This window comes from Methylosinus sp. sav-2, from assembly GCF_004366495.1.
Taxonomy (GTDB): Bacteria; Pseudomonadota; Alphaproteobacteria; order Rhizobiales; family Beijerinckiaceae; genus Methylosinus.
On record NZ_SOEJ01000037.1, the window covers coordinates 1 to 4,439 of the forward strand.

The 4,439-nt window shown below is 56.5% G+C and carries 5 protein-coding genes and 1 pseudogene; all 6 read right to left on the reverse strand.

Annotation, left to right across the window (positions count from 1 at the left end; translation table 11 throughout):
* Positions 1-163: 163 nt before the first annotated feature.
* Positions 164-1,102: a hypothetical protein gene (locus EDE12_RS21515; RefSeq protein ID WP_134188307.1), complete on the reverse strand. Its 939-nt coding sequence runs from the start codon at positions 1,100-1,102 to the stop codon at positions 164-166.
* Positions 1,103-1,250: 148 nt separating this feature from the next.
* Positions 1,251-1,952, reverse strand: a complete 702-nt coding sequence (locus EDE12_RS21520) for a methyltransferase domain-containing protein (RefSeq protein WP_051592314.1) — start codon at positions 1,950-1,952, stop codon at positions 1,251-1,253.
* A gap of 197 nt (positions 1,953-2,149) precedes the next feature.
* The gene (locus EDE12_RS21525; RefSeq protein WP_024882110.1) at positions 2,150-3,328 is read right to left on the reverse strand and encodes a glycosyltransferase family 1 protein; all 1,179 of its coding nucleotides are present in this window, start codon (positions 3,326-3,328) and stop codon (positions 2,150-2,152) included.
* Positions 3,315-3,617 (reverse strand): hypothetical protein, encoded by a 303-nt coding sequence (locus EDE12_RS21530; RefSeq protein WP_024882111.1) that lies wholly within the window; start codon positions 3,615-3,617, stop codon positions 3,315-3,317. The genes EDE12_RS21525 and EDE12_RS21530 overlap by 14 nt, the downstream gene beginning before the upstream one ends.
* 152 nt (positions 3,618-3,769) lie before the next feature.
* Positions 3,770-4,039 carry a hypothetical protein gene (locus EDE12_RS21535; protein ID WP_134188308.1) on the reverse strand — a complete coding sequence of 90 codons (270 nt, stop codon included), beginning with the start codon at positions 4,037-4,039 and terminating at the stop codon, positions 3,770-3,772.
* A gap of 137 nt (positions 4,040-4,176) precedes the next feature.
* Positions 4,177-4,439, reverse strand: a pseudogene (locus tag EDE12_RS21540) (transposase); the annotation flags it as partial.

Sequence of the window (4,439 nt, forward strand, 5' to 3'; positions counted from 1 at the left end):
AACCGTAAGGCATTGGCGTTTCTTCACCTCGCCTCCATCCGCCTGATGCTCAGAAGGCTTTGTAATCAAGCATGAAGTTCGCGGACCGACTCTAATACGCAAAGCCTAGTTGAAAGCTCGATAATTCCGAACAAGGAGGGGCGAGAAACTGTCTCGGGTGCATTCAGTCCACGTATTGACGAACTTGCTTTTCAGCAATCACGGGGGCCGCGCCGCCGCACGAAGACCCGCCCATAATGAGCATTCGCTCAATGGTTTTTGGCGACGGGCGGTGACCCTGTTTAAAAAGCTGATAGTTGGCCGGGACGAAAATATCGTCAATATTTTTTGGAGCCTCTGGGAAATACGATAGATATTCATCCCGAACAAAAAATGCGTTAGCCCCCGTCGCCGCATTGCAACATAATAATGTATAAGAGAAACACGATAACAGATCTGATAGCAGTTGTAAAGACGCGCCTGAATAGTCGCTATGGTCCCATAAATGATTTGCGTCGTAATCAATAGTCCATTTAATTGGCGGAGGGAATTTTGCATTATATTCAACTATAAAAAGCTTAGGAGATATGCCGCTCTCTAGTATATCATTTACAAAATAGTAATCGTTGCCATCTAAATCGATACTTATAATGTCTGCAGTAATAATCGTCAACTTTTCGAAGCCCTGCCGCATGAGTGGTATGACATTTTCCAGCGTTACAAAAGCCTTTAAGAAAGCGAATCGTTGTGGGTTCAACTTATGATTGAAGCACAAATCTTCGCCGCCGATCCAGAACCCGCGCCAACCCATCGCTAGAAGAATTAGAGTGTTATTTTCTAGTCCATCGCCTACACCAAGCTCAACAAATGTTCCATTCGCAATACCAAGACGTTTAACAATTTCGAGTGTGATTCCATCCTCATCTGTTTGAGAGAAATACTTAGCCCCGAAGCGACTAAGTGGGTTTTTCGTTGCGCTCACTGATTGAGTCCATTGTGTTCTCACAATATAGTCATGCAGCGTATCTTGTTTCTTATAAATTGGCGCAAGTAGCCAATCCCGGACGAGACGGAGAAATTTGAACATCTCCGTTTGCTGCATGCGATAGGCAAATTTGAACATCTCCGTCTTCCTCCATAAGCCGGCGAAGGCCCCGGTCAACGTCGATGCCGACGTATGAACGCGGATTCACCGGAAAAACGCGCTTTCGAGAACGCTCCCACCGACAAAACCATCTATCGGTTCACGGGAGCCGGGAGAGTTCTGGTATTCAGTCACGTCTGAGTAGAACGGTGACATTGGGGTCGAGCGCGATGGCGATTCCGTAGACCTTGGCTAGGGTCCATTCGACACCCCGGCGCGTGGCGTAGCGCAAGCGCATTCCGATTCGCTTCAGCGCGCTGTCAGCATCGACCACCGTGAAGGGGTTTTCGGCGCGTACCATTGTCCAAGGCTTGCCGACCAGAAGCTGCATCAGCACTTGCCCGGAGAGCGCGGAGCGATGTGTCCAATCGCCGTTTTGGGTCACGCAACCAAGTGGGCTTTGGGCATTGGGGAAGCGCGCTAATACATGTCCGCCGGATTTCAGCAGCTTCGCCAAGGACTCGAACAAGACGAGAAGCTGCTCGCGCGTCAAGTGCTCCATGACGTCGAATGCGACAACGATGTCAAAATTGCCTGTGTCCTCCGTCAAGGCGTCGGACAAATCGAGCGCATAGACGCGCACGCCGCGTTCCGCTGCGCTTGCTCGCGCCTCGGCGAGCAGTTCCGTGCCGGATATTCTGGCTCCCTGGTCCGTTGCATAACGGAGGAAGCCGCCATTGCCGAATCCCAATTCGAGTATTCTCCGGCCAGACAAGTCTAGCCCTCGGAACTCACCCTTATAATAGCGCCTCTCATAGGGGCCGCAGACCATGAACTGCGAAGGATTCCACTGCTTCCATACGGAATATCCCGCATAGTCGTCCGTCATGAGTCGTCCTTGTTTTCGAGGCTGAAGGAAGTTCTGGCACCAACGTTTCATGAAGCGCGAGAAGCGGCGCCACTACCGGCTGGGCTAAGCAGCGAGCGTGGCATTCCAGATATCAAGCACATGGTTCCACCAAATTGCATCACTCGGTCTTCGGCCGTAGCGGGCGCTCGCTGATGTGCTTGGCCCATATCAGCCCGTCAGCTATACGGGCGTGCGGCGTAAGCGCTGAGGAGAGTGGCGAGCCGGTCGCAGAACCGATCCCAACGATATTCGGCGGCGCGCGCATGCCCCCGCTTGATAAGCGTGTCGCGCAGATTGGCGTCACGCCGGAGTTCCACGGCCTCGGCGAGGTCAGTCGCGGAATCGGCATCGATCATCAAGCCCGCTTCACCAATGATTTCGGGCAACGCGCCTCCCCCCCTATTCGCCACGACGGGAACGCCCGCTGCCATGGCCTCAAGTCCTGGGATGCCAAACCCCTCGTAATTCGAGAGGGAGACAAGGGCAATGGCTCCACGGATCCAGCGGCCCATCGACAGGTCGTCGATGCCGCCGTCGATGAGCATCACATTCCGCGCCGCAGAGGCGTCACTTCTAAATTCCTGCTCTACTGGACCGATCACCACGAGCCGGATCTCCGACGCCTGGATTGCGAGCTGCTCGGCAAAGCGCAATAAGTTGTGGCCGCCTTTTTTCCGGGAGATGCCGCCCACTGCAATGAAGTATTTCACTCCGCTCAAGGGCGACGCCACGTCGGGATCCATACGCGATATATCGAAGAAGTGCTGCTCGATGCCGTTGCCGAGAACCTGGACGCGTGCCCGATCGGCTCCGAACACTTCACAAATGCGGCTTTTCGAAAATTCCGACACTGTCAGGACGACCGAGGCCCGCGATACGATCCGTGACCACATTGCAAACCGCATGAGTGTTCGTGGATCGAAGCGCTTTTTGCGGCCGGGCTCGAAATGATAGACATCGTGTATCGTTACCGCCGTGTTCGCATGGCGCGCGCTGACGAGGACCTCCCGCGGGCTGTAGATCCAATCCACCTCGCCGGAGTACAAGTCGAGAGAGGGCCAGTTCAAGCTCAGGGTTGCAGCGGCATAAGCGCGTCGTGATATCGGCAAACGGCAACTCTGGACATGGGCGAGTGGTGCCATCGAAGGTGCCGATTGGTCTAGGGCCCAGTAGTCCTTTGGCACCCAGAATGTCAGGTCGACGTCTTTCCTTCTGGCAAGTTCCCCGACCATGTTGACAGCGTGCTTCCCGACCCCGGTCGCATAGCCGTGGTAGCGTTCGCTGGCGTTGAACACAGCGACGCGCAACGGTTTCGTGCGTCCGTTGACCATTCCGCGGTGCTCAAGCATCGCCATTGTCTCCCGGCTCGACACCAAGCCAAGCCTCGCCCACCTCAGTCATTTTGCCGACCCGCAGTCCGACGAGAGCACGCTCCGGTTCGCGCCGCTTCTCGTGGTCGCGCCGTAGCTCTCGGAAATTGTAGCTCTCGTCGTTGTAAACGATGATCTTACGGCCGTCCGGGGACCGCGTGGGCTGCTTACCTGCCGGCGACATGTCGATGATGGCGAGCTGAGTATGTCTGAGCGCGATCGTCTCATCGACGAAGCTGTCCTGATTGTCCTGGCCGCGATGGGCGGCGGCCACAACCTTCGCGCTGATGCTTGCTAGAAAGCGCACATTTCGCTGTTGGTCCAGGGATTAGGTGTGTGTGGTCTATGCCGGGATGCAGCTTGCTTTATGAGCACGGGACGAGAGTTGCCTCAAGTTACCAGCGCGGTGACGAAGTCGCGGCTTGATTAATCGAGTTCCGGAGCGGCGATGACGGCGAGCATGGCCGGCGCGCTGCCGATGTCAACGATGATGACGATGCCCGTGGCGCTATCCGTCCGAATAACGAACAAAAAGACGTTTCTGGCCGCCTCGGCGCGTTCTCTTGGCGTCCCGCAACCGACGAGGGCGCGCATCAGGACGCCGAGATTGAAGCCTGCGACCTGGATCAGGTTGCGTTTGGCGATATTTTCGCGCCCTTGCAGCCATGTGCAGCGCATACCGCCGCGATCGAGCACATGGGCGAAGCTGCGTTCGACCAGTTCGCGGCGCTTGCCGCATAGCGGCGCGGCCGACGCTGGATTTCAGCCGCGCGCGATTGGCGTAGACGGCGTCGCGCGCCGCTTCGTCGTCCCACTGACGTGCCCCCGAAGTTTCATCCAGCGGCGATTTGAGTCCCGGCGGTTGATACGCCCGCAGGCGTGGGGTGAGCAACAGGCGATCAGCGGAGCTGGTCCGGATTGCGCAGCCGATCGCCTGTTGCGGTGAGCGCGGCTGCATAGTCCGCTGGCGTCGCATAGCCGAGGGAAGAGTGCGGGCCCCGGTGGTTATAATCGTGAACCCAAGAGCGAACTTTCTCTCTCGCATGGTCGAGGCCGAAGAACAGCGTCTCGTTGAGCAGCTCGTCCCGCATGCAGC